Source organism: Mariniflexile sp. AS56 (assembly GCF_030552475.1).
Classification (GTDB): domain Bacteria; phylum Bacteroidota; class Bacteroidia; order Flavobacteriales; family Flavobacteriaceae; genus Mariniflexile.
In genome coordinates this window covers 197,683-224,630 of sequence record NZ_JAUPED010000008.1, presented here as the reverse complement: position 1 = coordinate 224,630, position 26,948 = coordinate 197,683, and the positions used below count along the sequence as shown (strand labels likewise).

Sequence of the window (26,948 nt, the reverse complement as noted above, 5' to 3'; positions counted from 1 at the left end):
TATGAAATGTTATTCCGATCGTAATGCTTGAATTGGTTTTTTGTTGGCTGCTGCTTTTGCAGGAAATATACCAAAAATGAGCCCTACAATAACTGCTATAAAAAAGGAAATTAAGATGGAATTGAGCGATAGTACCGTTTCTATTCCTGAAACCATTTCGATAACATACGCACCAATAACGCCTACGATGATTCCAATAATACCTCCACCCACACTTATTAAAACCGATTCTGATAAAAATTGTAAAATTACATCTTCTTCGGTGGCACCTATGGCACGAATGATCCCTATTTCTTTGGTTCTTTCTAATACCGATGCGAGCATGATATTCATAATACCAATACCTCCAATTAGTAATGAAATACCCGCAATAATACTTAATACTATATTGAAAATTTGTTTTGTTTTTTGTTGTTGTTGAAGTAGTTGAATGGGGATGGCTATTTCAAAATCTAAAACGTCATTGTGTCTACGTTTAAGAAGTTTACTTAAAACCTCTGCTGTGGCTTTTAGTTCATTTGAATTATGAACTTGAATTGTTAATTTATCTAATTGGTGATAATTCCCTCTTGCAATACGTTTTTTTGGTCCGTTTTGGTTGTCGCTATTACGAGCATCCAAGTTATCGGTTATTATTTTTCTATCGCGATAACGCACTAAAAATGTTTTTATAGGGATGTAAATGTCTTGGTTTAAATCTCTGATGCCTAAATCTTCTTGAGCTTTATCAGAAATTAGTTTCTCCTCAATAACGCCCACCACTTGCAGCCACACATCTTTAACCTTTATGTGTTTTCCCAGTGCGCTTTCACCCGTAAATAATTTTTTCTCTACTTTTTTACCAATTACACAAACGGGGAGTGCGTTGTTAATTTGGTAATTCGTGAAAATTTTTCCTTTTTCTATTTGAATATTTGACACATCAAAAAAATCTGGTGTGACACCAATAAGTTTTACCGAATTTTGCTTTCCATTATTTATAACATAGGTGTCTAGAATTATTTCTGGACTAACAACTTTTACACTGGGTATTATTTTTGTAACACTCAAGGCGTCTAATAAATCTAAACCTTTGGAAAATTTTTTAGAATCATTATTGGTGGTTTCCTCTTCACTATCGGTTTGAGTTTCATCTTCAAGATCGGGCAAAGGTGTTACAACAATATTGTTTACCCCAACTAATTCCAGTTGTGATAGTATTTCTTTTTCAGCACCATTTCCAATAGCAAGCATGGTAATTACTGATGCTACTCCGAAAATAATGCCCAATGCCGTTAGAAATGTTCTAACTTTATTTGTTTTTATAAACCAATAGGCCTCATTGAAATTAGACTTGAGTTTTTCTAAAAGTATCTTGTCTATCATGGGTTACTTTAATAGTGTTATACTTTTTTCTTCCAAATCGGCAGGGGCGTTTAAGTAAACAACATCATTTTCATTTAAGCCTTTTTTAATGATAACCACTTCGTTATTGGCTAAACCTAATTCTACTTGCTTTTTTTCAATGGAATAGCCAGATTTTACATAGGCATAACTTATAGAATCTTTAGAGAAAATAGCCTCTAATGGAGCCATTAAAACATTATCTTCCTGATGCGTTAAAATTCTATTAGATGTGGTCATACCTGGTCTAATATTTTTATTTGTTGAATTCAGTTTTATTAATACTTGAAAAAGTTTAATGTCCGATCCTCTTTTGTTTTCACCAACATTGGCGACCTCTGTAACTACACCATCTATTTCAATATCGGGAAAAGCGTCAAAACCAATTTTCACTTTTAAATCCTTTTTTATTTTTCGAATGTCAATTTCATTACTATAGGTTTTAGACTCCATTTTAGTTAGATCGGGTAAACTGGCTAATGCCGGTTCCCATGGAGAAATGGTAGTACCTACTTTCTTTTTGTTGCCATTCCAGTCTTTTACATAGGTTACCATGCCTTCATCTTCAGAGTAAACGGTAAACTCTTTTTGTAATTCAATTAACTCTTCAATACGCTTTCTAATTTTAGATACTTCGGTACCTACTTCAATCATTTTGGCGTTTGCTTGTCTTTTTTTAATGGAATAGTCTTCCTTTTTTTCTTTTAATTCGCGTTCAAACTTTTCAATTTTAATTTCTAATTGTCGAATGGTTGCTGGCGGTTCATAAATAGAACGTTTTAACTCCAATTGATTTTCTTCAATATTAAATAGAAGATCTTTTATAGCAGTTCGTTCTTGTTTTAGAGCGAGCGTCGTATCAAGTTGTTGCAGTGTATATTTAGATTCTGCACTTTCTAAACTTAGTTGGGCATCATTCATTTTACTATTAACTTCTGAGGCATCAATTTTACCAATATATCCTCCTTTTTTTACAATAGTTCCTTCTGGAACTAAATCTTGAATTTTTAGTTGATAAATATTGAAACGTCTGGCATTAATAGGACCGTCTATTTCTTTGGAGCTTGTAGATTGGGCTTCTCCCGATATGATAACCTCGTTTAGGTAAGTGCCTCTTGTAACTTTTGAAGTTAGTAGCGTGTCTTCTTCACTCGAGGAACTAAAAAATGAATAAATAAGTATTAAAATAATGATTCCGCCAAAAATGAAGGCCAGCCTTTTTTTAGTCATGAAGATTGATTTATTTGATTAGTTGATGAAAGTTCTACATGCTAAAATAGCTTTTGTAAGATTTTATAGAGTTAAAATTCTCTTAAAGTTTGATTCTCTTATGATTTAGAATTGAATATTAAGTCAATAATTTACAGTTGAAACACTCGTTATTGTACTTCATAACTGTAAACGGCAACTTCTGAAGCTCTAAAATAACCTAAAGGGAAATTGCTAGGATTGGTTTCATTAATGCAGTTACCACGTAGGGTGGTTGGTTGCGTTTCAAATGGTCCGCCGGACTCATCTTTACTTTGTTGCAGTAAAATATTCATGTATTCGTAATAGCGCTGTGAAACCCCATGGCTGTGTATTATTAATTTGCTGCCCGTTTTAAGTTCTTCATTACTGTGAAACGCGAAAATTTGGTTTCCATCTGTAAACTCATCATCATATACATCCAATGTTACGGCGTTCAAATTGGCGTTTATAAACTCGAAAAAATAAAAGTTTTTTATGTCTTTAGGGTCGGTATAAAAGGCCTTTATTTCTGTTTCATTACCAGAAAAACCAGCATCTTTTTTTTGTTCTACCTTATCAATTGGAACTACGGATTTTAGCGTTTCTGAAGCAGTATACACTTCGCTTTTGTAAATAATTTTCAGGGTGTATACCGCATTAATTTCGGGTCTAAAGGCTTGATTTTTGTAAATACCTGTACCTGTTTCTTCAATAAAATTGAATGTTGTGTTGTTGGTATCGGTCACTGTTACTGTAGCACCTGTTGCTGCTGGTACACTGTCACTATAGTAAGGTGCGGTTTGCGTTAGTTTGATTATCTGGCTGTTTCCCGAAGTGTTTTTATACCAAATTAATGAGGCATCAATAACAAGCCTTGGTTCTGCTGTTTTTAGTTTGAGATCGATAACATCTTCACAAGAAACTAAAAATAGGCAACATATAATGTATACTAAATTTTTCATAGCTTTTAAAACTTAAAATTGTATGATATAGAAGGTACGATACCAAAAATAGACAGTCTATAGGCTTCGTTTTTATTTGTTGTTTCATTGGGGCCAAATGAAATGGAAGCGGCATTTTTTCTGCTATAAATATTATAAATTCCAAATACCCAGTAGGATTGGAGTCCTTCCTTTTTATCTGGTTTTGGTGTATATGTTATGGAAGCATCCAATCTGTGGTACGCTGGTAATCTATCTGAATTTCTACTATTATAATTAGGAACCGTAATACCGTTGTATGTGTATTGACCGTTAGGGAATGTGCTTGGTTGCCCTGTTTGGAATAAAAAATTGGTATTAATTTTTAATTTTTCATTTAAGTTATAACTTCCCGTAAACGAAATGTCGTGTGTTTTATCGTAAGCAGTATTGTACCATTTCCCGTTATTAATCCCAGTTTCAATAGGTGTTCTTCCTTTGGTTTGTTGCTCAGATTTCGATAGCGTATAGGCGAGCCAGCCTTTAAACCGGCCTTCATTTTTTCTTAACAGAAATTCTAAACCATAAGCTTTGGCATCCCCATTTAAGATAACTTGTTCTATGGCGTTATTTGCAATTAAATTGGCACCGTCGATGTAATCAATCCTGTTTTTTACCGTTTTATAATAGCTTTCAATTTCTAAAGAATACCTATTGTCTTTGAAGTTTTTAAAATAACCAATAGCGTATTGATCGAGTAATTGAGGTTTAACATATTTGCCACTTGGTGTCCAAATATCGAGTGGGGTTGGAGAACTTGTGTTGGATAGTAAATGTAGATACTGACTCATTTTATTATAACTCGCCTTGATGGAGTTTTTAGAATTGAGTTGATATGCGATTGATACACGAGGTTCTAAGTTGAAAAAGTTTGAGATTACCTTACTGCGTTTAAATGACTCCGTACCTATCGGATCGGCTTTTTCATAAATTTGAAAATCTTCATTGAACACAACCGCTTCATTATTTTCGTAAACATTCAGTTCATCTTGACCTAAACGAAGAAAAGAACTCAGCCGTACACCATATGATAACGCCAATTTATTTGATACTTTATGTTCCGCATCTAGATATATAGCATTTTCTAAAGCAAATTTATCAATAAGTTTAAAAGGGTTAACGCCCGAAGTTTCAGAAGTTGGATTTATATCACCTGGATTAAACTTATAATAGATGCTGTTTAAGCCATATTGCAATTTAAATTTATCAGAAATATAATGCTTGAAATCGTATTTTAAGTTGAAATTTTTAATGCCCGAAACCCAATCAAATTCTACAAAACTCAATTTTAAACCGTAATAATAGTCAGAATAAATTAAGGAAAGATTAGAAAACAGTTTACTTGAGAACAAATGGTTCCATCTAAAATTTAAGACAGTGTTTCCGTAGGTGTTATCGAAAGATTCATTAATTCTAAAAACATCACGACCAAAATACCCCGACATGTATATATTGTTGTTATCGTTTAATCGATAGCTCAATTTCGTGTTTAAATCGTAGAAATAAGCAATGTTATCATTATCAAAAAGGGGTAAAAACAAGTGTGCATAACTAGACCTACCACCTAAAAGGAAGGAGCCTTTTTCTTTTTTCAACGGGCCTTCAATAAGGAGTCTGTTAGATATTAAACCAATACCACCATTTGCATGAAACTCATTACTGTTTCCATCTTTTTGGTAAATGTCTAAAACAGAAGCTACACGACCACCATATCTGGCGGGTATACCACCCTTGTACAATTTAATGTCTTTAATGGCATCCGGGTTGAAAACTGAAAAGAAACCAAATAAATGTGAGGCGTTAAAAATAGTAGCTTCATCTAAAAGAATTAAATTCTGGTCTGCCGACCCGCCACGCACATTGAAGCCCGAGGCTCCCTCACCTGCATTGGTGACACCAGGTAATAGGGTAATGGCTTTAATAATATCAGCTTCACCCAACACCACGGGAATTTCTTTTATGGTACTCGCCATTAATCGATTAACACTCATTTGTGGTGTTTGAATGTTTAACTTTTCAACGTTTTGGGTTATAATTATTTCGTTTAAACTTTCTAATGAATCTGATAAACTGAAATTTTTAGTGAGGTTGTTTGTTAGAGTAATGGTGTCGCTTTGAGTCGCAAACCCCAAATAACTTACTATTACCTTATAGGTACCTTGAGGTAAGGTTATGGAGTAAAAACCATATTCGTTAGTGGTAGTTCCGGTGTTTAATTCTGGAAAAATAATACTGACACCTATTAGGGTTTCGTTGTTTTTTTCTTCAGAAATAACACCCTTTAAAGTGAATTTACTTTGTGCATTTGCAGTTAGTGAGCTAGTACAAAATATAAAAAGAAAACATAGTAGTATGTTTTTCATTAATAGACTTTTTTTATAAAAGTATAAAAAAAAAGCTCCTTTACAGGAGCTTTTTAAAATTGTATTTATTTTTATATTAACTTAATATGCTATTAAGCGTTTTACTTGGTCGCATAGCGTCATTAATTAAAGTTTCATTTGGTTCATAATAACCACCAATATTAACAGCATTTCCTTGAATTTGGTTAAGCTCATTAATAATTGCAGTTTCATTATCACCTAATTGTTTCGCGATTGGTCCAAATTCAGCCTTTAAATCGGCGTCTTTTGTTTGGTTCGCTAAAGCTTGTGACCAATATAATGCTAAGTAGAAATGACTTCCTCTGTTGTCTAGTTCACCTGCTTTACGCGAAGGTGATTTACCATTATCAAGTAATTGACCTGTTGCAGCATCTAAAGTATCCGCTAAAATTTGCGCTTTAGGGTTGTTATGCGCTGTAGATAAGTGTTCTAAAGAAACAGCTAATGCTAAAAATTCTCCTAAAGAATCCCAACGTAAATGGTTTTCAGCAGTAAATTGTTCAACATGTTTTGGAGCAGATCCACCAGCGCCAGTTTCAAACAAACCACCACCATTCATTAATGGAACAATAGATAGCATTTTTGCACTGGTACCAACTTCTAAAATCGGGAATAAATCGGTTAAATAATCACGTAAAACATTTCCGGAAACCGAAATAGTGTCTTTACCTTCTATGAGTCTTTCACAAGTAAATAAAGTCGCGTCAATTGGAGATAAAATTCTTAAGTCTAAACCAGCAGTATCATATTCCTTTAAGTAGGTGTTTATTTTCTTGATTAACTCGGCATCATGCGCTCTGTTTTCGTCTAACCAGAAAACGGCAGGAGTTTCAGAAGCTTTAGCACGAGTAACAGCTAATTTTACCCAGTCTTGAATAGGTGCGTCTTTAGTTTGACACATTCTCCAAATATCGCCAGCTTCTACATTGTGTTGTAATAAGGTGTTGCCAGCAGCATCAATAACGCTTACTGTTCCGTTAGATTGTATTTCGAATGTTTTATCATGAGAACCGTATTCTTCAGCTTTTTGAGCCATTAAGCCTACGTTTGGAACTGTACCCATTGTAGTAGGATCGAAAGCACCATGTTTTTTACAAAAATCTATAGTAGCAGAATAAATACCAGCATAGCTACTATCTGGAATAACTGCTTTTGTATCTTGAAGTTTACCAGCGGTATTCCACATTTGTCCAGATGTACGAATCATCGCAGGCATAGAAGCATCGATAATAACATCACTAGGTACGTGTAAATTCGTGATACCTTTATCACTATTTACCATAGCAACTGCAGGTCCGTTTTTAAACGCAGCATCAATATCCGCTTGAATCTCGTTACGTTTAGCTTCAGGTAAACTTGGTAATTTTTCAATTAAATTTCCGAAACCATTATTTACTTCTACTCCAATTTTATCTAGAGTTTCAGCATGCTTTTCAAATACATTTTTGAAGAACACTTTTACAGCGTAACCAAAAATAATAGGGTCGCTCACTTTCATCATGGTTGCTTTCATGTGTAATGAAAACAATACCCCGTTTGCTTTTGCATCGGCAATTTGAGCTTCTAAAAAGCTTACTAATGCTGTTTTACTTAATACAGTGGCGTCAATGATTTCTCCTTGTAATAATTTAAAACTATCTTTTAAAACAGTTGCAGATCCTGCACCGTTAGTATGTACAATTTTAATACTTGTAGCTTCTGGTAATGTTACCGATTTTTCGTTGTGTGCAAAATCGCCAGCTTCCATAGTTGCTACGTGTGTTTTAGAATCGCTGCTCCAGGCACCCATAGAATGAGGATTTTTTTTAGCGTAATTCTTCACTGCTTTTGGTGCACGTCTGTCAGAGTTTCCTTCACGTAACACAGGGTTTACAGCACTACCTTTTATTTTATCGTAACGCGTTTTAACGTCTTTATCAACATCAGTAGTGGCATCGTCTGGATAATTAGGAATTGCAAATCCTTGAGATTGTAATTCTTTTATGGCCGCTTTTAACTGCGGAACAGAAGCACTAATGTTTGGTAATTTAATAATATTAGCTTCAGGGCTTTTTGCCAATTCACCAAGTATAGCTAAATCGTCTGAAACTCGTTGATCTTCATTTATAAAATCTGGAAAAACCGCTAAAATTCTTGCAGCTAAAGAAATATCTTTAGTTTCAATATTAATACCAGAAGACTTAACAAAAGCTTTTACAATTGGAAGAAAAGAACGTGTTGCTAATGCTGGGGCTTCATCAGTTTTTGTATAAATAATTTTAGACATTAATGTAATGGTTTTTTATATTAATAATTAACTATAAAGTGAAATACGATATACGATAACGTTTTCGCGACGCGAATATACAAAAATTGACTTTTATAATTGCTTAATCGATTAATCGAAAGTGTTAATATGGAAAATATTTCACAGAATTAAAAAAAAGGTAGGAACTAATAAGAATTCATTAATCAAACAAGAGAGAAGTTTATAAAAAACAAAAGCCATATCCCTGCAGAATTTAATCTACTTTGACATGGCTTTTTTGAAATAACATAACTTAATCTAATTGACATCTCTATCAAATCAACTTAGGTGTTAATCTAAATTTTTTCAATGTAAGTGCTATTATTTCAAGGAAACATTTCTGTAATTTTCAAAATGTATTGACATATTACCGAAAATGCTTCTAATAATAATTGTTTTTCTTGATGCCACTAATCTTTCTTTTCGATTTAACGTCAAGATTTTTTAATACATTGCTCTAATTCTAACAACTATCCTTTCGGCAAAGTTGTTTTTTTAAGCTTTCCGCTATACTAGTTACTGCCTAAATCTATATGCCGTACTTTTTATAACTTCATGATTTTTTTGCTTCCACACGCTTACACCTGCTGCAATCAAATCTCAAAAAACAATTACAAAATAAATAAAGAACGTTTACTTATACAGAAACTTTTTAAATTCATTTTTTAGATGAAACCAGTTTTAAAACCGTTTCTGTTTCTTGTTTAGCTAAGATAACATACATATCTCGAAAAACCAAAACATTTAACATTTTATATATCAACCAGTTATCAACTATACTTATTAACATTTGTTAATAAAAAAAGCCCTGAAAAAATTTCAGGGCTTTTAATTTGCTTTCGCAATAATACTTTATTAACGTCTGCGTTCTTTAATTCTAGCTTTTTTACCAGTAAGACCTCTAAAGTAGTAGATTCTAGCTCTACGCACTTTACCGCGTTTATTAACTTCAACTTTTTGTAATGCAGGTAAGTTAACTGGGAATATACGTTCCACACCAACAGTACCAGACATTTTTCTGATTGTGAAAGTCTCTGATGATCCAGATCCTCTTCTTTGAATTACTACACCTCTAAAAAACTGAGTACGAACTTTTTCGCCCTCTCTAATTTCGTAGTATACAGTAATTGTGTCTCCAGCTCCAAACTCTGGAAAATCCTTTTTTGTTACAAATTCGTCTTGTACAAACTTTACTAAAGATTCCATATCTTTAAATTTTAATAATGATTAATTCGAAACAACATTCACGATTCTCGCCAGAGGTTAACCCGAAATAGGGCGCAAAGATAACTATTAATTAGTTATTTGCAATTTTTAATTATTTTTTTATTTGGAGGTTCCCTTCCTAATAAGCAGGCTTTCTTTACACTCTTTTTGTTTGTGCCTCATAAAAGGGGTTTTTACTTCAATCCTTAACTCTTGTATTAATTAGTGGCAATACATACTGTTGCCTCAAGTTAATCCTCTAACAAATCAGGTCTTCGTTCTTTCGTGCGTTGGTAGGCTTGCTCTTCACGCCACTTTTCAATTTTAGGGAAGTTACCACTAAATAATAATTCGGGAACTTTCCAACCTTTATATTCTCGAGGTTTGGTATATATGGGTGGTGCCAGTAAATTATCTTGAAACGAATCGGTTAGAGCAGAGGTTTCATTTCCTAAAACTCCAGGTATTAATCTTATAATGGCATCACAAAGCACGGCAGCACCTAATTCACCACCTGATAGTACATAATCGCCAATAGAAATTTCACGGGTTATAAAATGATCGCGCACGCGTTGGTCTACACCTTTATAATGACCACATAAAATAATGATGTTTTCTTTTAGCGATAAATGGTTGGCCATACCTTGATTTAAAGTTTTACCATCGGGTGTCATATAAATAACTTCGTCATAATCACGTTGTTCTTTTAATGCGGTAATGCATTTATCGATAGGTTCAACCATCATAACCATACCAGCGCCACCACCAAATTGGGTGTCATCAATAGATTTATATCTATCTGAAGTATAATTACGTAAATTGTGAAAATGAACTTCTACCAGATTGGCTTCAATAGCGCGTTTTAAAATGGAGGCTTCAAACGGACTTTTAAGTAATTCAGGTAAAACGGTAATGATATCGATGCGCATGGTTGTGTTTTAAGAATTGCAAAGATAATTGAATTAATGACTTTTGGTTGCTTGAGTTTTGAGAAGTGTGGTTTACTTTTATGTATAATTTTTTATATCAACTAAATCGAGTTTAATTGTTTCTTTCTAATACATTCAAAAGCATAAAATCCACAAGAAAAACTTGCAGATTTTAAACTCTCTATAAACTTATTATAGTTTACTTTATTTGGTCATTAGTTATTAAACGATAACTAATCAATTTTTCGCTTTTGAAACCAAATACCTTCTAAACTTAAGTTTATAGACAGTAAATGGTAGTTTTCTTTTATTAAGCCGTTGGTAATTTGTCCTTTATTTCCATAGGAATACCCAATGTTAATCATGGAACTTGTGTAGTCGTTAAAAGGGATTCCAATACCTAAATTAAGGGAGCTGCTTTTTACACGTTGGTCGTTAACTTCCAAATTCCCGTCATTAAAATTATAGCCAACTCGATACTCTAGGTTGTTGAAAAATTTAGATGCTTTTTTCTCGGCGGCATATTGCAAACCAACACCAAATAAATTTTGGTCTACATAAGTTCCAAGTTGATCTGATTGATTGGTGTTAGTCCAGTAGCTTTTTTTATAATCTAGATTTAGTGAAAAGTACTTTTTTAAGGTTGTTTGGAGTCCGAATCCTAGTTCAAGTGGTAAATTAAAGTCGTCAATAGTGCTTTCTGAATTTTCAGTTAAATCAGTTGTGGCATCCGTAGTATATAAAGTAATGGTACTCGATTTACTTCCGCTTAAACTTGTTGGTAATTGTGTTGTACCTCCAATTGAAAAATTCTTAAAAACGTCATACTGAAACCCAGCTCCAACACGAACGCCAGAGTAATAATTTATATCTTCTATTACAAATGTATTGCTTGGTAAATAATCTGTTTCAGTTTGTTTTATTTGACCAAAAAGAGCAGATCCTGTAATACCCAATCTGAATTTATTGGTTAAGGCGTATCCGTAATTAAGTTTTAAATCGTTTATACCTCCGGTGCCCACTATATCTGTAATAAAAACGCTGTTACTTGTGCCTTCAATGTTTGTTTCAATACCAGAAATGGAATACCCTACACTGGTTAATGGAATAAGAGTAATACCAAATCCAGATCGTTTTGTTACGGGGAACGCGAGTGCAATATTGGAAAAATTGGCTGTAATGTTTGAATCGGTACTGTTACCTTCAGCCAAAGTATTGGTTTGTGCTTTTATTCCAAAATCATATAGAAACGAGTTTAATAAAATACTTCCAAATGCAGCAGGATTTGAGTTGTTTATAAAAGAGCTTGATGGCATGGCAATTCCCAAACCACCCAAGCCATTTACTTTTCCTGTAGAGGTTTCATTGCTTAAGCCCAAACCATATAATGAATATGGCGAGCTAGATAAGGCGTTCGATTGTGCCCTTGTTTGCATTGTAAATACAACTAAGAATAGACTTAGTATTAAATATTTATTTATCATAAATAGCGTAAATTAATTCGATTTTAGATTTAAGACTGTTTGAAGCGGCTTCACCATTTAGAATATACCTGTTTATAGATTGATTATAATCTTTGGGATATATGGCTAAAAAGTAATTATCACCGTTTAAATCCGATAGTTTTAGGTTAAGAAAATATTTAATAGGAATGGAATAGGTAGTGAGGTTAAATTCGCTGTCTTCATTTGTAATTAAAGCGAGTACAGTATTACCTTGGGTATCTGTTAAAGCACTTACAGTATTTGCTTTTTTGTCTATAATGTATACATTTAGAGAGTCGTTTGTATGCAGGTTTTTGGTGTTAGAATTTTGCTTTAGTGAAATTTTTAGGTTGGCATCAATTATAATTCCGGTACCAGGAATGTCATAAAGTGTCTCAAGGTTAGGAATATCTATTCTAGTTGCAATTCCAGTTCCTGCTTGCATAAACGTGTTGTTACTGGATGCTGTACTTGAAAGGTAGGTTGTTTGGGTTGTAAGTGATTCGAAAACGGTACCTTCTGTTTGGTTTGTAATGTTATGGAAACTGTTGGTGGCATCAAAAGGCATATCTAAAGTGAGTATGTCTGTAGTAAGTTCTTCTTTATTGGTGTAATAAATTCGAACAAAACTACTTTTTAAGAAACCTAATATGGCAGTGTTATTTGCATCTGGTTCTATAAGTAAGCCTTTGTATACTTTTAAAAATTCATCTGTATTGTTAATTTTATTATCTCTAATGTTTTCAAAAAGGGTTTTCCCAAACGTGTTGCTTAAGGTTACATGTAATGAGTCGTCCTTCTTCGGTTTTGCGTAGAAACTTTTTGAGGCAATAGACGTGCTATTTGAGGCGATATTGCTTGTGTTGTAGTAACTGTCTTCGTCATCATCATCTGGCTCAATATCTTTTAGCACTTCATAGATGTTTATTTTTTGAACGGGTATCGTATCATTATAAAAATAGGAGTCGTAATTTAAAATTAAGGCTATAGAATCGAAAACCGCATTATTATCTATAGTGTAGGTTGAATTTGTAAGTTGCGCATAACTTTTGCTTGTGGTAAGTCCGAAAACAGGGTCGGTATAAGCACCAATTAACAATCTACTGGTGTAAGAAACCGCAATAGAATCAAATTTAAAGGTACTTGCTTTAACCGATAGGGTGTCAATATAATACACCTTAGTGTCTAGATCTATCCAATCTTCCCCCACAGGGAAACTGTCGTTATCGTTTGTACAAGATGTTATTAGTGTACAAATCAATATGAATGTACATAAGGGAACTGCAAAGGCTTGCTTCAGGGTCATAAAAAATAATTTGAGCGAACTTAATTAAACAGTCTTTTCAATTAAAATTAGTTATACCAAAGCAGGGTTTTAATATGCCAACAGGCTATTAATTACTGCCAAATTTATTTTAAGGTGTTCGTCTTGAAAAATGTGGGTTTAGTATAGACTATTCGCCAGAACAGCTATAATCTTTTTGTTTGTTGAATGTAAAAAATAGATTTGGCAAAAAATTGAATTGAAAATTAATAGAAACAATAAAAGATGAGAAACAATAAAACACTTTTAATAGTAATCATTTGTATAACAGCCATCACGTTTATAGGGTGTTCAAGTTCCGATGATAGTGAAGATAGAGGTAATTGGCAAGAACGTTCGGTTTTTGATGGTACACCACGTAGTAATGCCGTTGGTTTTACAATCGATGATTTTGGATATATGGGAACGGGTTATGATGGTGATGATTATTTAAATGATTTTTGGCAATATAATATTGAAGGAAATTATTGGGTTCAAAAAGCCGATTTCCCTGGAGTTGCTAGAAGTTCTGCATCTGGATTTACCATTGATGGTAAAGGATATGTAGGTGTTGGTTATGATGGTGATGATGAATTAAGTGATTTTTGGGAATACAACCCAACAACAAACGCATGGACACAAAAAGCCGATTTCGGTGGCGGTGTAAGACGTGCTGCAGTTGAGTTTGGAATTAATGGTGCTGGTTATATTGGAACTGGAAATGATGGGAATAATGATAAAAAAGATTTTTGGAAATACAACCCACAAACAGACGTGTGGTCTGAACTTGTAGGTTTTGGTGGTGAAAAAAGAGTGGATGCTACCACTTTTATAGTTAATGATAAAGTGTATTTAGGAACTGGTGTTAGTAACGGTTTGTATAAGGTCGATTTTTGGGAATTTGATCCAATCTCTGAGGTTTGGACGCGTAAAAACGATTTAGATGAAGATGATGACTATAATATCACTCGATCTAACGCCGTAAGTTTTAGTGTAGATGGGTTAGGATATATAGCAACAGGGTATTACGGTGGTGCGATAGGCACAATTTGGGAATATAATGCCTTACTTGATGAATGGGAAGAAATATCTGCTTTAGAGGCTACAGTGCGTCAAGATGCTGTTGCTTTTTCTAACGGAAGTAGAGCTTTTGTTTCCATGGGAAGAACAGGGAGTTTATACTTAGATGATATTTATGAAGTATATCCGCAAGATGATTATGATGATGAAGATTAGTTTTAATTAAATTATTTGATTAGTAGTTTTTTGTTATCCAAGGCACAGTTTTTTTATGGTTTAAAAACTAGTGCCTTGGATTTTTTAATTTTTACAGTGTATGAAGAAACAATCAAAATATGTTATCACGGTGGTATTAATTTTAAGTGCTATTTTAGTTTGTGTCATTGTTGCAAAAACCCAAAGTGACCCCTTTAAAACAGCCGTTTTTAAAACGGAAACAGGGTATGGTTATAGTGTTAGTTACAATAATAAATTATTAATAAAGCAAGATTATATTCCAACTATACAAAATAATTCGTCTTTTTGCAGTAAACAAGATGCTCAAAAAGTGGCCAATCTGGTTAAAGAAAAATTACATAGTAAAGAGAACCCTAAAGTGTCACTTTTAGAGTTGAAAAACCTTGGTATTAAATTAAACTGCATAAATTAGTGCTATGGAACAAACAAACTTTACAGACCGTATAAAACGGAATCAAATAGTATTACACGTTTCTATTTTGGCTGTTTTTATCTGTTTTAGTTTAATGCAACCCAGAGTAGGGAATGCGGTTCTAACAAAACGTATTATATTTACCTTAATAAGCCATTTGCTGCTTTTTTATATCAATTACGCCTTTTTAGTAACCCAGTTTTTACTTAAAAAAAAGACACTTATTTATGTGGTTAGTGTTTTGTCGCTCATAATTCTATCGGCAGTTTTGGTGAATGAATTGGCGCCAGAATTGAGACCAAACCCAAATCTCGATTTTAATCCTTCCTTTGGAAGAAATAGACCAGATTCTTTTTTTAGGATGAAGCTTATAGGTCCGTTTGTTTTCAATACACTTTTAATAGTAACAGGTGCTGCTTTAAGAATTTATTCAGAATGGAATACAAACGAAAGAAAGAAGAAAGAGATTGAAGTACAAAGGTCATCCACAGAACTTCATTTTTTAAAACATCAACTAAGTCCGCACTTTCTGTTTAATTCCTTAAACAGTATTTATTCACTTACAACGCAAAAATCGAATGATGCGCCAGAAGCCATCATCACATTATCTGAATTGATGCGCTATATGTTATATGAAACAAATAGTGAGTTTGTGCCATTATCTAAAGAGCTAGACTATATTCAAAATTATTTAAAATTACAACGTTTACGCATTGCCAATAATAAAGATGTTACCGTGAATATACGAGGTGGCGTAGCGAACCAAAAAATAAGGCCGTTGCTTTTTATTTCATTTATAGAAAACGCCTTTAAATATGGAACCGATTTTAAAGGGCATACCGAAGTTAAAATTGAAATTAACGTAAACGACCAGGATTTACATTTTAAATGTATCAATGTTATTGGTAATAGAAAAACAGATAAAGACAGTTCTGGTATTGGTTTACAAAACACTAAAGAACGTTTGGAACTATTGTACCCCAATAAGCATGTTTTGGTGGTAGAAGAAAAGGATAGCAGATTTATTGTAAATTTAGAGCTTAAATTAAGTTGATGAAGTGTGTAATTATTGATGACGAACCCTTAGCGATCGATGTAATCGAATCTTATATAAATCAAATAGGAGGGCTTGAGATTGTTGTTAAATGTACCAACCCTTTAGAGGCTATAACGCTTTTAAATAAGCATAAAGTAGATCTTATTTTTTTGGATATTGAAATGCCAAACCTTACTGGTATTGACTTGGTGAAGACTTTAGATAATATGCCACAGTTCATTTTCACAACGGCTTACCCACAATACGCGTTAGATGGTTTTAATTTGAATGCGACAGATTATTTGGTAAAACCCATTCCGTTTCATAGGTTTCTAAAGGCAGTAACTCGTGCCAAAGAAAAATATGAATTAGAAAATAAGAGTGCTGTAAAAAGTGATGTGGTTATGGAATCACCTTCAACGAACATACAGGATAATTTTATTTTTGTTAAATCAGAATATGAAAACATTAAAATCAATACCGATTCTATAAAATACATACAAGGTTTAAAAGATTATATAAAAATATACACGTCGGAGTCCGATAAAGCTATTTTAACACTCTCTAGCTTTAAAGATATTCTAGATAAATTACCATCGGCTCGTTTTATTCGGGTACATAGGTCTTTTGTTGTGAATATCGATTTTATAAAGGCACTACAAAAAACTAAAATTATTGTAGACGGTATTCAAATACCAATAGGAGAAACCTATAAAGATTATGTGGTGAAACGCCTGGGCGTATAACTTAAAGTGTCCTAATTAAAAACAAAAAAACCTGTAAATATATTTACAGTTTTTTTTAGTATGTTATGTATTAAAACTATAAAGCTTACTTTTTCGCTTTAATTGTTTTCTGTTTATTTATTTCATCTTGCAATTGGCGACGTACTTTTTGTTCGCGCTCAACAGCTGTTTTACGGTGTTCTTCAAACTCGTCTTCAACTTCTAAAAGCGTGCGTTTCGCTTCTTTAGTAACTGCATTACTATTTTTAAATTGATAAATAAAGAAGAGAAGTAAAGCTAATAATACACCAATAACAGACCACATAAGGCCTCTGTAGCCACTTTTGCTCATTTGTGTGCCAAAGAGTTGCATGTTGTTTTTCTCGTCTTTGGTTTGGTCTAAATTACCTTGTGTATTTGCAAGACTGGTTTTTAAAGCTTCAATTTCTTGAGCTTGGGCTATAACAGTAACTTCTGTAGCTGCTAAGTTTTTTTGAACAGCTTGTAGCGAATCTAATACATGCGCTTTTAAGTCACTTAGCCAATAGGCTTTAATAACTTTGTATGATTGCCCACGTTGGTCTCTCCAGCCATTCGATTTTTCTATAACATAATCAAATTGGTTATTAATGGTACCACTGTTTAAAGATAGTTTATCATCTTCAGAATCTGTGGTTTGAGAGAAAAGAGTTAGTGAAAATAAGAGGGTTAATAATGTGAATGCTTTGGTAAAATTCATTTTAAGTTTGGTTTTCGGTTTACTAATTTAAAAAATATAGTTAATAAACAGTTTAAATTTAACAAAAAGCCTCACAAAAGTGAGGCTATGTTATATACGATGAAAAATGAAAATTAGACTTTTTAAATTAATAGTATGTAAAACGTCTTACTTTGGCAATGTATTTGGCGAGCCTAATTACTTGATGGCTATACCCATACTCATTATCATACCAAATATAAAGTAGTATATTTTTACCGTCAGAACGTATTATAGTGGCTTTACTATCATAAATCGCGGGTGCCGAACAGCCCACAATATCTGTAGATACCAACTCGTCACTTAGCTCATATTTAATTTGTTCAACCAAATCGCCTTCTAAAGCATATTTTTTCAAAATGCTATTTACTCCTTCAAGAGATGTTTTATTTTTTAATTCTAAATTCAGAATAGCTAAAGACCCATTGGGAACAGGAACACGAATGGCGTTAGATGTTAACTTGCCAGCTAAATGTGGTAGTGCTTTTGCAACGGCACTTCCTGCGCCTGTTTCTGTAATAACCATGTTTAAACCAGCAGCACGTCCACGACGGTATTTACTATGGAAATTATCAACTAAATTCTGGTCGTTTGTATAGGCGTGAATAGTTTCTAAATGACCACTTTTTATTCCAAAGGAATCTTCAATAACTTTTAAAACGGGTGTGATGGCATTAGTAGTACATGAAGCTGCTGAAAAAATATCGTAAGTATTAGGGCTATTTTCCAAATGATTAACGCCATATACAATATTAGGGATTTCTTTTCCTGGTGCCGTTAATAATACTTTATCAACACCTTTCGATTTTAAATGTCTGCTTAAAGCTATTTTGTCTCTAAAGGCCCCCGTGTTATCTATAACTAAAGCATCATCAATACCGTAAGCGGTATAATCGATATCTTCTGGCGCGTTTGCCGAAATAATGTTTACCGTAGTTCCATTAATAATTAAAGCATTGTTTTTTGCGTCTATAGAAACCGAACCCGAAAAATCACCATGAACAGAGTCATTACGTAGTAAAGCTGCTCTTTTTTCAAGTGTTTGAGCATCAATAGCACCACGCGTTACAATGGCTCTTAAGCGTAATTGACTCCCTTTTCCCGTGCGTGCCATTAATTCTCGAGCGACCAATCGGCCAATTCGACCAAAACCATAAAGTACTACGTTTTTGGGTTTAAAATCTTCCGCTTTATGTGCGCCTTTTAGTTTTTCGGTTATAAAACTACGGGCTGTATTGTGTTTGTTATCTTCTAAATGGTATTCATAAGTTAATTTACCAATATCTAATTTTGCTGGCGGAATATCCATGGCTTGAATCGCTTGTGCGATTTCAACCGATGCGAAAATAGAAATGGGTTTTTCTACAAATTTACCAGCATATTCGTGCAGGTTTAGAATTTGACTTACGTTTCGGTCAATTAACTGATTTCTAAAAATAACCAGTTCAATAGATTTGTCATACCACAGGTCGCTTACAATTTTTATAAATTCTACGGTAGATTTTCTACGATCTGCTTGAAATGCTAATTCCTTCTCGTAATTTTTGTTAATAGGCATGCCTTAAATAGTTTAGGTTGTTGTGAATTTCGGCAAAAATACCACAACTCAAACGTTTTCGTAACTTATTTTAACAAAAAAATAACCTCTTAGAAATTTCTTTCTAAGAGGTTATTAACTTATAATTTATCGATTTATTATCTAAAATTATAACGTTCTTTTTCACCTTTAGAATTTATTAGTTCAATGCGTAAAGGTTCATAAGCCGATTTATTTTTAATAGCTTCCTGTGCATCATCCACCGAGTTTATTTTAATGTCATTTATGGCTGTGATAATAGCTCCTTCTTGGATTCCATTATTCTTCCAATATTCAGCATATTTCTCATCCAACTCAATGATTTTGATTCCGTTTGAGGCTTTAAACCTTTTCAAATCCTCTTGTTTTGCGTTTTTAACACGTCCAACCAATGGCAAGGTTAGGGTTTCATTTCGGGTTAAGGTGACGTCGATCGTTTTAAATGCTCCATCTCTAGATACTTTTAAAGTCACTTTATCTCCAACACGTTTAGCACCAATATGTCCTGTTAAGTCAGCAAATTTCGAAACTTTCACATTATCAATCTCTTTAATAATATCACCTTTCTTGATACCCGATTTTTCAGCACCAGAGTCTTCAACCACACTATCTACATATATACCTTCCGTGTCGTTAACACCTAATTTTTCTGAAAAGGCACTGTTTAACGAGCCACCGCTAATACCCAAAATTCCATTTTGAACATTTCCAAACTCCATAATATCTTCAATAACACGGCGTGCAATATTACTTGGTACAGCAAAAGAATACCCTATATAAGAGCCTGTTTGAGACGAAATGGCCGTATTAATACCAATAAGTTCCCCTTTCGTGTTTACAAGTGCACCGCCAGAATTTCCTGGGTTAACTGCAGCATCGGTTTGTATAAACGATTGCGAACTTGTGCCCGACAAATCTCTTGCCTTCGCACTAATAATTCCTGCAGTAACGGTCGATGTTAAGTTAAACGGGTTCCCAACTGCCAATACCCATTCGCCAATTTTAGCTTGGTCAGAATCTGCAAAGGTTACAAATGGTAAATCTTCATCAGCTTTAATTTTTAAAAGCGCAATATCTGTTTTAGGGTCTGTACCTACAATTTCAGCTTTATAAGTTTTGTTGTTATTTAAGGTCACCGATAATTCATCCGAATTATTAATAACATGGTTATTCGTAATAATATATCCATCGGCATTTATAATAACGCCCGATCCGGTTCCCATCTGCGCACGTGGCGTACTTCTGCCAGAAAATAAATCTTGCATGCTTAATTGTCCCGAGCTTATCGATACATTTTTAACATGCACAACCGCATTCACTGTGTTTTCTGCGGCCAGTGTAAAATCGGGTGTTTCAAAAGCTAAATTACTCACGTTACTAGTGGGTAAAAATGTGGGATCTGTATTGGAGGTTGTTAGAACTAATTCGCTTTTTGGTTCTACAAAAGCTTTGTAACCACCTAAGGTCAAAGCGCCGCCTAATGCCGAAACCAGTACTAATGATAATATCTTCTTCATAAATATTCAGTTTAAGTTTTAATTTAAGAACGATTAAAATTAAAAATTTATTGAGTCCAGAATTCAACTTTAACGATTTTTAACGCGCACTTTAACGCCTATTTAACAAACACAACGCCATTTGTTAAACCAATAGGTTAATAATTGTTTGGGCGTTACCACAAGGGTCGGGTTTTTCGTTGCAAGTCCTCGCTCGTACCTCGCTGTGGGCTTTCCACTGCAACCCCTAACGCACAAGCCTCAAACCATATTATATAAATTGAAATCGTAGTTTGCCCTTAAAAAGTAAAAAGACTTCTTTATCTTTGTGGCTTATTATGCAACAGACTTTTTACAAATATCAAGGAACAGGAAACGATTTTGTGATGATAGATAATCGTCAGGAAACGTTCAACAAAAAAGACACCAAACAAGTAGCGTTTTTATGCGACAGACGGTTTGGGGTAGGGGCAGATGGTTTAATTCTATTAGAAAACCACCCTACGTTAGATTTTAAAATGGTGTATTACAATGCCGATGGTAACGAAAGTACCATGTGTGGTAATGGAGGGCGCTGTTTAGTTGCCTTTGCGAATCAATTAGGTGTTATTAAAGACAAAGCTGTTTTTGAAGCGATTGATGGTTTGCACCATGCAAGCATTAATAATGGCATTGTAAAACTTCAAATGTTAGATGTCGATGTGGTTGAAAAACATGAAAATCATGTATTTCTAAATACTGGTTCACCACATCACGTACAGTTTGAAGCGGACATTGAAAATTTCGATATTAAAACCAAAGGAGCGGGCATACGTTATGGTGCGCCGTATAACGATGCAGGCAGCAATGTAAACTTCGTAAAGAAAATAAACGACCAAATTTTTGCTGTGAGAACCTATGAGCGTGGGGTGGAAGATGAAACTCTGTCTTGTGGAACCGGTGTTACTGCCGTGGCGTTAGCAATGCATGCACTTAAACAAACCAACGAAAACCTTATTACGTTAAAAGTTCAAGGAGGCGAGTTAAAGGTGAGTTTCGATTTAGAAAATGGTGTTTATAAAAACGTTTGGCTTATTGGGCCAGCATCATTTGTTTTTAAAGGAGATATATGATAACCCTAAAAGGCGAACATATCTATTTACGGGCTTTAGAACCTGAAGATTTGGAGTTTATTCATACCATTGAAAACGACGAATCTATTTGGGAAATAAGTAATACGATTACGCCTTATTCTAAGTTTTTAATTAAGCAGTATTTAAAACAATCACACAAAGATATTTTTGAAGTGAAACAATTACGCTTGGTTATTTCGAGTTATGATGAGGTCGCTTTGGGGATGATCGATTTATTCGATTTCGATTTTAAAAATAGTAGAGCCGGTGTTGGCATATTAGTAAAGAATTTGGACGATAGAGCCAAAGGTTTTGGTAATGAAGCTTTAAAATTGTTAATAAACTATAGTTTTTCGCATTTAGGCTTGCATCAGTTGTACTGTCACGTTTCAGAAGAAAATGATGTGAGTATTAAGCTTTTTACCAAACAAGGTTTTCAAAAAATAGGATTAAAAAAAGATTGGAACTTAGTGAATGGTTCTTATAAAAACGAGTATATATTTCAGCTTATAAATAATTAAATGTACATTAAAAAAATACTTCTTGCCATTGTTTTTATCGGGTTGGCCATTGCAGCATATTTTGCTTACTATGTTTACAACACCATGATGAACTCCAATACAGCCTTCAATAATGATACGGCTTATATATATGTTCCATCAAATTCGACTTACAATGATGTTAAACTTCAGCTAGAACCCTTGTTGAAAAATATCAATACGTTTGATGCGCTTGCAAAACAAAAAAAGTACCATTCGAATATTAAAGCAGGTCGGTTTGCCATTACAAAGGGGATGAATAATAACGATATTATTAATTCCATACGAAGTAAAAACTTACCCATTACCTTGTCTTTTAACAATCAAGATTCTATTGAAAAATTGGCAGGACGCGTTAGTGCACAAATAGAAAGTGATAGTGTCTCCTTGCTAAATGCCATGAAAGACGCGTCATTTTTATCGAAATACGAGTTTAATAATGCAACAGCTTTAGGGATGTATTTGCCTAATAGTTATGAGTTTTTCTGGAACACTTCCGCTGAACAGTTTAGAGATCGTATGCTTAAGGAATACAATCGTTTTTGGTCGCCTGCTCGAAATGAAAAAGCAAAAGCCATTGGTTTGAAGCGGAATCAAGTTATCGCTTTAGCCTCGATTGTGTATGAAGAATCGAAACAAGCTTCAGAACAACCAAGAATTGCGGGTGTTTACATGAACCGTATCAGGATTGGTATGCCATTACAGGCAGATCCTACTTTAAAATTTGCTGCATATCAATTGCCAGAATATAAAAACACTGTGATTAAACGTGTTTTAAATATCCATAAAGATATTGTGTCTCCTTATAATACCTATAAAAATTTAGGTTTACCACCAGGACTTATCGCTATGCCGGACATTTCTGCGATTGATGCCGTTTTAAATTTTGAAAAACACCAATACCTTTATTTTGCAGCAGATGCTAAGCGTTTTGGATTTCATAAATTTGCAAAAAACTTGTCTCAGCATAATGTAAATGCTAGAGAATATCACCAGTATTTGTCATCTCAAGGCATTAATAAATAGTGAGCACTTCCGCCATAAAATATGGGTTGTTTCTTATTTTATGGCCGTTAGTTTCATTTTCACAATCAACCCTCGACGCGTTTTTAACACCCAGCGATACACTTAATAAACCCAGGAGAAATGCTGTGGTTATTACCGAGGCTTCTATTGCCGGTTTAACCTTATTAGGTTTAAATCAGCTTTGGTATGCCGATTATGAGCGTTCTAAGTTTCATACCATAAATGATAATAACGAGTGGCTTCAAATGGATAAAATGGGGCATGTGTTTACCTCTTATCAAATGGGGAGGCATGGGGCTCAGTTATTAAATTGGAGTGGTGTAGATAAAAAAGACCAGTTAATTTATGGTGCAACCCTAGGATTTGGCTTTTTAACAACCGTTGAAATTTTAGATGGCTATTCCCAGGAATGGGGCTTTTCTTGGGGCGATATTTTAGCAAATGCATCAGGAACGGGACTGTATGTTGGTCAAGAATTGCTTTGGAACGAGCAACGTATTGCTTTAAAATTCTCTTTTCATCAAACAAAATACGCTTCCCAACGTCCCGATAAGCTAGGAGAAGACTTTTTGGAACAGATTTTGAAGGACTATAACGGGCAAACCTATTGGTTGAGTGTAAATTTGCATTCATTCTTTAAAGAAAAAAGCATACCCAAATGGCTGAATATAGCAGTAGGGTATGGGGCTGAAGGGATGTTATCTGGCGTGAAAGATATTGACAATCAGTTGTTAACAAATATAGATAGGCGTCGGCAAATCTATTTGAGTTTAGATGTAAATTTGAGTAACATTGAAACGAACTCGAAATTGTTAAAGTCTGTTTTAGATATTTTTGATATGATAAAAATTCCTTTTCCAACTTTAGAATTCAATAAAAAAGGCAGTGTATTTCATCTATTGTACTATTAATAAATGTAGTTAAACGATTAATTTTGAAATGTTTAAAAAAATGTCTAATTTTGCACGCTGAAATTTTCAAGCAACTTTACGATGTGATTTTGCTGAAGAAATTTAAAAAATTATGAGAAAAAGTATTGCAAGTTACTTAACCCTAACTCTAACAATATGTATTCTATTGTTCGTGTCGTTTTCATCTAATGAAACAAAAGATTTAAGTAAGTACTCAACAGCTGGTTTAGAGTTGAATTATACTGTAAGCCAAGACCATAGCATTAAAGATAATGCTTTAGCGTCGAATGAAGTGAACAAGGCCATTTCTCCATTCTTAGGGAAATCGTTTGTAGGATTTAAAGAAGCCTTAGCTTTTAAAGAGTCTCGAGGCGATTATTTTATAGTAAACACTTTAGGATATTTAGGAAAGTATCAATTTGGTGCGAATACATTAAAGTTAATAGGTATTCATAATCCATCATTGTTCTTAAAAAACCCGCCGCTTCAAGAAAAAGCGTTTGTAGCAAATACTCAACGTAATAAATGGATTTTACGTAGAGATATTAAGAATTTTGTTGGTAAAAAGCTTAATGGCATTTTAATAACAGAATCTGGTATTTTAGCCGCAGCACATTTAGCTGGTGCAGGTAGCGTAAAAAGTTATTTAAGAAGTTACGGTATTGATAATTTTGAAGATAGTTATGGAACTACCATTGAATACTATATGAAAAAGTTTTCTGGTTACGATACATCATCTATCACAGCAAATAGAAAAGCTAAAGCCATATAGTTTTAGTCTTTATGAATTATAAACAGCGTGGGTCTTTTATGAAGGTCTACGCTATTTTTTTTCCATGCTTTGGCTGTTTGTGTTTTTATGAATTCAGTAGGTAGCGTAATATCACAGGCCACACAAATTTGTGTGTTTTGTTCTAGATAATTTGATAAATCTTCAAGCATTTTATTATTACGGTAAGGCGTTTCAATAAATAATTGAGATTGATTGTGTTCAAAAGACAGGCGCTCTAAACGTTTCATTTCAGCTTTTCGTTCGCCTTTATCTATGGGTAAATAGCCATTAAAGGCAAAACTTTGTCCGTTCATTCCAGAACCCATTAATGCCATCAAAATAGACGAAGGTCCAACTAACGGGACTACTTTAATGTTTTTTTGATGTGCTATTTTTACAATATCAGCACCAGGGTCTGCAACGCCTGGGCAACCAGCTTCAGAAAGTAGACCGACGTTAATACCTTGTAAACAAGGTTCTAGAAAACTTGGTAAATCCGCAGGGTCTGTATGCTTATTTAAATGAAACATGTTTAATGAAGGCTGCGATTTTTCTGGAGAGATACGTTTTATAAAATGGCGTGCTGTTTTATCGTTCTCAACAATAAAGGTATCTATTTTATCAATAATTTGCTTAACTGTAATAGGAAGCACTTCTAAAGGTTCGTTGTCGCCTAGTGTTGTTGGAATGAGGTATAATTTGCCTAACTGATTTGCCATTAATACTTGATAAGTTTTTTAATTTCTTTTAAACCGCTAATGTCTATCAACTCAATAAAATAAATGCCATTTGCTAAGTTGTTGATACTTAATGTAGCTAATGGGTAGCTGATTGACGAAGTAAGCTTGATTTGTTTTGCGTGAATATCGTAAATTTTAATAGATTCTAAAGGTTTTTTTAGAAGAGATGTGTTAAAATTTATAAGATCGCTTGCTGGGTTTGGGTACATGCTAATATTTAATTTATCAAAGGACTGTGTGTTTAAACTGGTGTCCATAATTTTAAAAATTTCACCAGATTTTAAACCTGCAATATAAAGTTCTCCGTTAATATCTTCACCAAAAGAACTCCAACCTTTGTTATTGTATTGTTTTGGGAATGTCATGGTCCAATTAGTTCCATTTTCAGTAAGGACGCCAATTTCATCACTACAATAATCTGCGAAAAAATAAAGACCAGTCAAACTGGTATAAAGGTTGCCTCTATAGCTGTAACCCCCAGTTATAGAACATTTAAAAGCACCATTCCCTGAATGTGAATATTCCGCGATTGGACGTGTTGTTGAGCTTTCAGGTGGGCAGCCATTCGTGTTATACGGGTGGTTTGCTCCTTCATAACAACGCCACCCGTAGTTTAGACCTGAAGTAGTAGATGTGGCCTTATTAATTTCTTCATAAATACCTTGGCCAACATCCGCAATCCACAAATCCCCCGTGGTTTTATCGAAAGAAAATCGCCAAGGATTTCTTAAACCGTATGCCCAAATTTCGGGAAGCGTATTGGCGTCGCCATCATTTAGATAAGGGTTCGTGGAAGGTATGGCGTAGTTGTTTCCGTTACTTGTATTATCTACATCTATTCTAAGCAGTTTTCCTAATAAAGTATTCAAGTTTTGTGCATAATTGCTTGGGTCGCCAGAACCTCCGCCGTCACCACTAGCAATATACAAATAACCATCAGGACCAAAGTTCATATCGCCACCATTATGGTTTGAGGCAGGTTGATTGATAGTTATAAGAATAAGTTCAGACGTAGAGTTTGCAGTCGTTTCATTCGTTCTAGAATATCGCGCAATAACCGTATTGCCGGAGTTGTTTACATAATTTAAATAAAAATAGCCATTGGTGGCATAGTTTGGATGGAACGCTAACCCTAGCAAACCACGTTCTCCACCAGAATCACTTACTTTGGTGTTTATGTCTAAAAACGCTGTACTGTTTACGGTGCCATTTGCATTTAATATTTTGATTGCGCCCTTGCGTTCTAAAATATATAATTTACTATCGTTGGCGTGTTTTATGCTTACAGGACTTTCAAATCCGGTTGCGACTAGTGAGATATCAATATTTTGAGAAGAAATAAAATTTGTAATAGCGATGAATAGAAGTGAAATAAATTTTTTCATCTTGCTAGAATTTAGTGA

At 34.0% G+C, this 26,948-nt stretch carries 23 protein-coding genes; 9 read left to right on the top strand and 14 right to left on the bottom strand.

Annotation, left to right across the window (positions count from 1 at the left end; translation table 11 throughout):
* Positions 1-9 precede the first annotated feature (9 nt).
* The 9 genes from Q5N74_RS11825 to Q5N74_RS11785 all read right to left on the bottom strand — a co-directional run bounded on the left by Q5N74_RS11825 (position 10) and on the right by Q5N74_RS11785 (position 13,189).
* Positions 10-1,365, bottom strand: a complete 1,356-nt coding sequence (locus Q5N74_RS11825) for an ABC transporter permease (RefSeq protein WP_304389026.1) — start codon at positions 1,363-1,365, stop codon at positions 10-12.
* Between the two features lie 3 nt (positions 1,366-1,368).
* Positions 1,369-2,613, bottom strand: coding sequence for an efflux RND transporter periplasmic adaptor subunit (locus Q5N74_RS11820; RefSeq protein WP_304389025.1), 1,245 nt, complete (start codon positions 2,611-2,613; stop codon positions 1,369-1,371).
* Positions 2,614-2,762: 149 nt separating this feature from the next.
* Positions 2,763-3,575, bottom strand: a complete 813-nt coding sequence (locus tag Q5N74_RS11815; RefSeq protein WP_304389024.1) for a DUF4249 family protein — start codon at positions 3,573-3,575, stop codon at positions 2,763-2,765.
* A gap of 5 nt (positions 3,576-3,580) precedes the next feature.
* Positions 3,581-5,956, bottom strand: a complete 2,376-nt coding sequence (locus Q5N74_RS11810) for a TonB-dependent receptor (protein ID WP_304389023.1) — start codon at positions 5,954-5,956, stop codon at positions 3,581-3,583.
* Between the two features lie 76 nt (positions 5,957-6,032).
* Positions 6,033-8,243, bottom strand: a complete 2,211-nt coding sequence (locus Q5N74_RS11805) for an NADP-dependent isocitrate dehydrogenase (RefSeq protein ID WP_304389021.1) — start codon at positions 8,241-8,243, stop codon at positions 6,033-6,035.
* 876 nt (positions 8,244-9,119) lie between these two features.
* Complete coding sequence (gene rplS, locus Q5N74_RS11800) at positions 9,120-9,470, bottom strand: 50S ribosomal protein L19 (protein ID WP_304389020.1); 351 nt, start codon at positions 9,468-9,470, stop codon at positions 9,120-9,122.
* Between the two features lie 251 nt (positions 9,471-9,721).
* Entirely contained in the window at positions 9,722-10,399 is a 678-nt protein-coding gene (gene trmD, locus Q5N74_RS11795; protein WP_304389019.1) for a tRNA (guanosine(37)-N1)-methyltransferase TrmD, read from the bottom strand.
* A gap of 233 nt (positions 10,400-10,632) precedes the next feature.
* Positions 10,633-11,883: a hypothetical protein gene (locus Q5N74_RS11790; RefSeq protein ID WP_304389018.1), complete on the bottom strand. Its 1,251-nt coding sequence runs from the start codon at positions 11,881-11,883 to the stop codon at positions 10,633-10,635.
* A complete protein-coding gene (locus tag Q5N74_RS11785; protein ID WP_304389017.1) occupies positions 11,873-13,189 on the bottom strand; it encodes a DUF4270 family protein in 1,317 nt (438 codons plus the stop codon). The genes Q5N74_RS11790 and Q5N74_RS11785 overlap by 11 nt, the downstream gene beginning before the upstream one ends.
* Before the next feature lie 243 nt (positions 13,190-13,432).
* Here Q5N74_RS11785 and Q5N74_RS11780 point away from each other — a divergent pair, with 243 nt between their 5' ends.
* From Q5N74_RS11780 to Q5N74_RS11765, 4 genes are all read left to right on the top strand, one after another.
* Positions 13,433-14,422 (top strand): kelch repeat-containing protein, encoded by a 990-nt coding sequence (locus Q5N74_RS11780; protein ID WP_304389016.1) that lies wholly within the window; start codon positions 13,433-13,435, stop codon positions 14,420-14,422.
* 100 nt (positions 14,423-14,522) lie between these two features.
* A complete protein-coding gene (locus tag Q5N74_RS11775; protein ID WP_304389015.1) occupies positions 14,523-14,855 on the top strand; it encodes a DUF4907 domain-containing protein in 333 nt (110 codons plus the stop codon).
* A 4-nt stretch (positions 14,856-14,859) separates the two neighbouring features.
* Complete coding sequence (locus Q5N74_RS11770; RefSeq protein ID WP_304389014.1) at positions 14,860-15,909, top strand: sensor histidine kinase; 1,050 nt, start codon at positions 14,860-14,862, stop codon at positions 15,907-15,909.
* Entirely contained in the window at positions 15,909-16,637 is a 729-nt protein-coding gene (locus Q5N74_RS11765) for a LytTR family DNA-binding domain-containing protein (protein WP_304389013.1), read from the top strand. The genes Q5N74_RS11770 and Q5N74_RS11765 overlap by 1 nt, the downstream gene beginning before the upstream one ends.
* Before the next feature lie 85 nt (positions 16,638-16,722).
* Here Q5N74_RS11765 and Q5N74_RS11760 read toward each other — a convergent pair whose 3' ends face one another.
* From Q5N74_RS11760 to Q5N74_RS11750, 3 genes are all read right to left on the bottom strand, one after another.
* The gene (locus tag Q5N74_RS11760; RefSeq protein WP_304389012.1) at positions 16,723-17,355 is read right to left on the bottom strand and encodes a tRNA (guanine-N1)-methyltransferase; all 633 of its coding nucleotides are present in this window, start codon (positions 17,353-17,355) and stop codon (positions 16,723-16,725) included.
* A gap of 127 nt (positions 17,356-17,482) precedes the next feature.
* Positions 17,483-18,931 (bottom strand): glyceraldehyde-3-phosphate dehydrogenase, encoded by a 1,449-nt coding sequence (locus tag Q5N74_RS11755; RefSeq protein WP_304389011.1) that lies wholly within the window; start codon positions 18,929-18,931, stop codon positions 17,483-17,485.
* Positions 18,932-19,068: 137 nt separating this feature from the next.
* Complete coding sequence (locus Q5N74_RS11750; RefSeq protein ID WP_304389010.1) at positions 19,069-20,466, bottom strand: trypsin-like peptidase domain-containing protein; 1,398 nt, start codon at positions 20,464-20,466, stop codon at positions 19,069-19,071.
* Positions 20,467-20,783: 317 nt separating this feature from the next.
* Here Q5N74_RS11750 and dapF point away from each other — a divergent pair, with 317 nt between their 5' ends.
* From dapF to Q5N74_RS11725, 5 genes are all read left to right on the top strand, one after another.
* Entirely contained in the window at positions 20,784-21,557 is a 774-nt protein-coding gene (dapF, locus tag Q5N74_RS11745; RefSeq protein ID WP_304389009.1) for a diaminopimelate epimerase, read from the top strand.
* Positions 21,554-22,078 carry a GNAT family N-acetyltransferase gene (locus Q5N74_RS11740; RefSeq protein WP_304389008.1) on the top strand — a complete coding sequence of 175 codons (525 nt, stop codon included), beginning with the start codon at positions 21,554-21,556 and terminating at the stop codon, positions 22,076-22,078. Before dapF ends, Q5N74_RS11740 begins: the two co-directional genes overlap by 4 nt.
* Entirely contained in the window at positions 22,079-23,122 is a 1,044-nt protein-coding gene (gene mltG / locus Q5N74_RS11735; RefSeq protein ID WP_304389007.1) for an endolytic transglycosylase MltG, read from the top strand.
* Complete coding sequence (locus tag Q5N74_RS11730; protein WP_304389006.1) at positions 23,122-24,033, top strand: DUF2279 domain-containing protein; 912 nt, start codon at positions 23,122-23,124, stop codon at positions 24,031-24,033. Before mltG ends, Q5N74_RS11730 begins: the two co-directional genes overlap by 1 nt.
* Before the next feature lie 112 nt (positions 24,034-24,145).
* Positions 24,146-24,805: a peptidoglycan-binding protein LysM gene (locus tag Q5N74_RS11725; RefSeq protein WP_304389005.1), complete on the top strand. Its 660-nt coding sequence runs from the start codon at positions 24,146-24,148 to the stop codon at positions 24,803-24,805.
* 2 nt (positions 24,806-24,807) lie between these two features.
* Here Q5N74_RS11725 and Q5N74_RS11720 read toward each other — a convergent pair whose 3' ends face one another.
* Positions 24,808-25,524, bottom strand: coding sequence for an SAM-dependent methyltransferase (locus Q5N74_RS11720; RefSeq protein WP_304389004.1), 717 nt, complete (start codon positions 25,522-25,524; stop codon positions 24,808-24,810).
* On the bottom strand, positions 25,524-26,930 hold the full coding sequence (locus Q5N74_RS11715) for a PQQ-dependent sugar dehydrogenase (protein ID WP_304389002.1): 1,407 nt from the start codon (positions 26,928-26,930) through the stop codon (positions 25,524-25,526). The genes Q5N74_RS11720 and Q5N74_RS11715 overlap by 1 nt, the downstream gene beginning before the upstream one ends.
* Positions 26,931-26,948: the final 18 nt, after the last annotated feature.